This window comes from Hymenobacter sp., from assembly GCF_036388155.1.
Lineage (GTDB): Bacteria > Bacteroidota > Bacteroidia > Cytophagales > Hymenobacteraceae > Hymenobacter.
In genome coordinates this window covers 1-4,330 of sequence record NZ_DASVSI010000015.1, presented here as the reverse complement: position 1 = coordinate 4,330, position 4,330 = coordinate 1, and the positions used below count along the sequence as shown (strand labels likewise).

Below are 4,330 nucleotides of genomic sequence, written 5' to 3'. Positions count from 1 at the left end.
GAGCGAGATGTCTCGGCTGCGCTCGACATGACGGCCTTGTGCTGTCCTTTTTTGAGTTGTCTTTTCCACTGCCCTTCCATTCCCAGCTTATGACTCCTGCTATTCGCTTTAAGCTTTCCCTGATGATGTTCCTGGAGTTCTTCATCTGGGGCGCCTGGTTTGTGACGTTGGGGACCTACCTGCTCAAGGGCCTGAACACCACCGCCACGCAGGTGGGCGCGGCCTTCCTCACGCAGTCCATCGGGGCCATTGTGGCGCCCTTCGTCATCGGGCTGATTGCCGACCGATTCTTCTCGGCCCAGAAGATTCTGGGCGTGCTGCACCTGTTGGGCGCGGGCCTGCTGTGGCTGGCGTCGCAAGCCACCGATTTCAGCGCCTTCTACCCATACATCCTCAGCTACATGATTGTGTACATGCCCACGCTGGCGTTGGTGAACTCCATTTCCTTCCGGCAGATGCAGAACCCGCAGAAGGAGTTTGCCACCATTCGGGTGCTGGGCACGCTGGGCTGGATTATCGCCGGCCTCACCATTGGCTGGCTGAATTGGGAGCAGGGCGGCAACCTCGTGCTCACGTTCCGCATGGCGGCCGGTGCGTCGCTGCTGCTGGGCTTGTTCAGCTTCACGCTGCCGCCCACGCCGCCCGTTAAGAAAGAAGGCAAAAGCAGCATCGGCGACTTGCTGGGCCTGGGAGCCATTGGCCTGCTGAAGAACCGCTCCTACCTGATTTTCTTCATCGCATCGGTCGCCATCTGCGTGCCGCTGTCGTTCTACTACGGCTTCACCAACCCCTTCCTGAACGAGGTGGGCATGAAATCGGCCGCCGGCGTGCAGAGCTTGGGCCAAGTATCGGAGGTGCTGTTCATGCTGCTGATTCCGGTGTTTTTCGTGCGGCTAGGGGTGAAGAAAATGCTGGCCATCGGCATGCTGGCATGGGTGGTGCGCTACCTATTTTTTGCCTACGGCGACGGCAATTCGGCCTACTGGATGCTGATTGCGGGCATTGTGATGCACGGCATCTGCTACGACTTCTTCTTCGTCACCGGCCAGATTTATACCGACAACCTCGCCGGCGAACAGTCAAAGAGCGCTGCCCAAGGCTTTATCACGCTAGCCACCTACGGCGTGGGCATGCTCCTAGGCTCCCTCCTCTCGGGCCAGATTGTGGACGCCCACAAAACCACCGGCGACCTGCACGACTGGCAAACCATCTGGCTGATTCCGGCCGGCATTGCCGCCGCCGTGCTGGCCGTATTCCTGCTGCTTTTCAAAGACCAGAACGCCCCGGCTAAAACCGAGGAGCTTGCTTTCGCCGAGACCAAGGCTCGGATTGAAGTATAACAACTCAGCCGGGGGCCTCACCCCCTGCCCCTCTCCGAGGGAGAGGGGAGCCTGACGATTTTCGTGTGCGGCATGACCGGTGCCCCCTCTCCGCGGGAGAGGGGGTTAGGGGGTGAGGCCCCCCGGCAGAACTTCCTTTGCATTTACCAACCTCTATGAAACTACGACTTGCCATGATTGGCGGCGGGCAGGGCGCCTTTATCGGCGCCATTCACCGCATGGCAGCGGCCCTCGACGGCTTGTACGAACTCACCGCGGGCGCCTTCAGCAGCGATGCTGAAAAGTCGCGCGCTACGGGCCAGCTGCTCGGCCTGCCCGCTGGCCGGGTGTACGCTTCCTACCAGGAGCTATTTGAGCAGGAGCAGCAGCGCCCCGAAGCCGAGCGGGTGCAGGTAGTGGCCATCGTCACGCCCAACCACCTGCACTTCGAGCCAGCCCGTCAGGCCCTGGAAAGCGGCTTCCACGTCATCCTCGACAAGCCCATGACCTTCTCGCTAGCCGAAGCCAAGCAGCTGGAGCAAGTGGCGGCCGGCAGCTGCAAAAAGCTGTGCCTCACGCACACCTACAGCGGCTACCCCATGGTGAAAGAAGCGCGGCAACTGGTGGCTGCAGGCACGTTTGGGGCCATCCGCAAGGTGTATGTGGAATACCCGCAGGGCTGGCTGAGTGCCTTTGAAGAAGGCAGCGACAACAAGCAGGCGGCCTGGCGCACCGACCCCGCCCGCAGCGGCGTGGCCGGCGCCATGGGCGACATCGGCACGCACGCCTTCAACCTGCTGGAATACGTGACCGGCCTGCAAGTGGAACGACTGTGCGCCGACATTAATACCGTGGTGCCGGGCCGGCGGCTCGATGACGACGGGGCCGTGTTGCTCAAGCTCTCGGGCGGTGCCAGCGGCGTGCTGGTGGCCACGCAGGTGGCGGCCGGCGAGGAGAATAACGTCCGCATCCGGGCCTACGGCGACCGGGGCGGGTTCGACTGGCAGCAGGTGGACGCCAACACGCTGCTAGTGCGCTGGCCCGACCGGCCCGCCGAAATCCGCCGGACGGGCACGGGCTACGTGGGCTCCTTCGCGCAGCACAATGCCCGCACGCCCGCCGGCCACCCCGAGGGCTACCTCGAAGCCTTCGCCAACCTCTACCGCAACTTCGCCCTGACCTTGCAAGCCGAAATGACGGGCCAGCAAGCCCCGCCCGAAGCCCTCGATTACCCGAGCCTGGCAGAAGGCATTCGGGGCATGGCCTTCATCGAAAACGTCATTGCCTCGGGCCACTCTGACCAGAAATGGACCGATTTCGCTGTCTAATCCGCCTATGAAAACCATCAAAGGACCCGCCGTTTTCCTGGCCCAATTCATGGGCGCCCAAGCGCCGTTCAACACCTTGGAAGGCATTTGCGCCTGGGCCAAAAACCTGGGTTTCCAGGGCGTGCAAATTCCCACCAACGACCCCAGCTTCATCGACCTGCAAAAGGTCGCCGAAAGCAAAACCTACGCCGACGAAATCAAGGGCATCGTGAACGCGGCGGGGCTAGAAATCACCGAGCTGTCGACGCACCTGCAGGGGCAATTGGTGGCCGTAAATCCGGTGTACGACCAACTGTTCGACGGCTTTGCGCCGGAGGCCTACCGGAACAACCCCGCCGAGCGGCAGAAATGGGCCGTGCAGCAGCTGAAATACGCCGCCAAGGCTTCCCAAAACCTGGGACTGAATGCGCACGTCACCTTCAGCGGGGCGCTGCTCTGGCCCACGCTGTACCCCTGGCCCCAGCGGCCAGCGGGCTTGGTGGAAGCGGGCTTTGCCGAGCTGGGCCGACGCTGGACGCCCATTCTGAACGCCTTTGACGAATGCGGCGTAGACCTATGCTACGAAATCCACGCTGGTGAGGACCTACACGATGGAACGACTTACGAGATGTTTCTGGACGAGGTAAAGCAGCACCCGCGGGCCTGCCTGCTCTACGACCCCTCGCACTTCGTGCTGCAATGCCTTGACTACCTGGAGTACATCGACATTTACCACGAGCGCATCCGCATGTTCCACGTCAAGGACGCGGAGTTTAACCCCACGGGACGGCAGGGCGTGTACGGCGGCTACCAGCCCTGGCTGAACCGGGCCGGCCGCTTCCGCTCGCTGGGCGACGGGCAGGTCGATTTCAAGGCCATTTTCAGCAAGATGGCCCAGTACGACTTCCCCGGCTGGGCCGTGCTGGAGTGGGAATGCGCCATCAAAAACTCGGAAGACGGGGCCCGCGAAGGCGCCGCCTTCATCCGCGACCACATTATTCGGGTCACCGAAAAAGCTTTCGACGACTTTGCCGCCACGCCTCCCAACCCTACTCTCAACAACACCTTGCTCGGTATTTAACGCCTGCTAGCCATGAAAAAAACCACCCTGTTCCTCGGCCTTTGTGTTACTCTCGCCGCCTGCGATAGCGGCTACAAAAAAGACGGACCCGACCAAGCCCGCAGCGAGAAGGAAGCCTCTTCGGCCGAGCTGAGCGCCGACAGCACCACGGGCACCAACCTCGCCGCCGTGGCCCATCAGCCCCAAATCGACACGAGCGTCACCAAAATTGGCACCGAGAAATCGGGCGGGCTGCTGGCCCCCGGCGCCAAGCTCATTGCGGGGTCGGACTGCCTGAGCTGCCACAAGGAAAACGAAAAGTTGATTGGCCCAGCCTACGTGGCAGTAGCCGAAAAATACCCCGACAGCGAAGCCAACATTGCCATGCTGGCCGGCCGCATCATCAAGGGGGGCGCCGGCAACTGGGGCGCCGTGCCCATGACGCCCCATCCGAACATTTCCGACGCCGACGCCCGCGAAATGTCGAAGTACATTTTGAGCCTGAAATAAGTCGCACCCATCGTTATTTGACCGTCTTGGCAGAGAATGTCTGGTTCCTCATTTGCTATCAAGCAGCCCGTCATGTCGAGCGCAGCCGAGACATCTCGCGTGTGGTAGTATTTGGTTTTCCGAGGCGAGATGTC

General features: G+C 61.7%; 4 protein-coding genes. All 4 read left to right on the top strand.

All coding sequences use genetic code 11. From position 1 onward, the window contains the following. Positions 1–89: 89 nt before the first annotated feature. Entirely contained in the window at positions 90–1,340 is a 1,251-nt protein-coding gene (locus VF629_RS02250) for a nucleoside permease (RefSeq protein WP_331056820.1), read from the top strand. 155 nt (positions 1,341–1,495) lie between these two features. Further along, complete coding sequence (locus tag VF629_RS02245) at positions 1,496–2,647, top strand: Gfo/Idh/MocA family oxidoreductase (protein ID WP_331056819.1); 1,152 nt, start codon at positions 1,496–1,498, stop codon at positions 2,645–2,647. Between the two features lie 7 nt (positions 2,648–2,654). Further along, positions 2,655–3,707: a sugar phosphate isomerase/epimerase gene (locus VF629_RS02240; protein WP_331056818.1), complete on the top strand. Its 1,053-nt coding sequence runs from the start codon at positions 2,655–2,657 to the stop codon at positions 3,705–3,707. Positions 3,708–3,719: 12 nt separating this feature from the next. Beyond that, a complete protein-coding gene (locus tag VF629_RS02235) occupies positions 3,720–4,196 on the top strand; it encodes a c-type cytochrome (RefSeq protein ID WP_331056817.1) in 477 nt (158 codons plus the stop codon). Positions 4,197–4,330: the final 134 nt, after the last annotated feature.

Coding starts and splice junctions, on each gene's coding strand:
- VF629_RS02245 (WP_331056819.1), top strand. CDS start 1,496: ATGAAACTACGACTTGCCATGATTGGCGGCGGGCAGGGCGCCTTTATC.
- VF629_RS02235 (WP_331056817.1), top strand. CDS start 3,720: ATGAAAAAAACCACCCTGTTCCTCGGCCTTTGTGTTACTCTCGCCGCC.
- VF629_RS02240 (WP_331056818.1), top strand. CDS start 2,655: ATGAAAACCATCAAAGGACCCGCCGTTTTCCTGGCCCAATTCATGGGC.
- VF629_RS02250 (WP_331056820.1), top strand. CDS start 90: ATGACTCCTGCTATTCGCTTTAAGCTTTCCCTGATGATGTTCCTGGAG.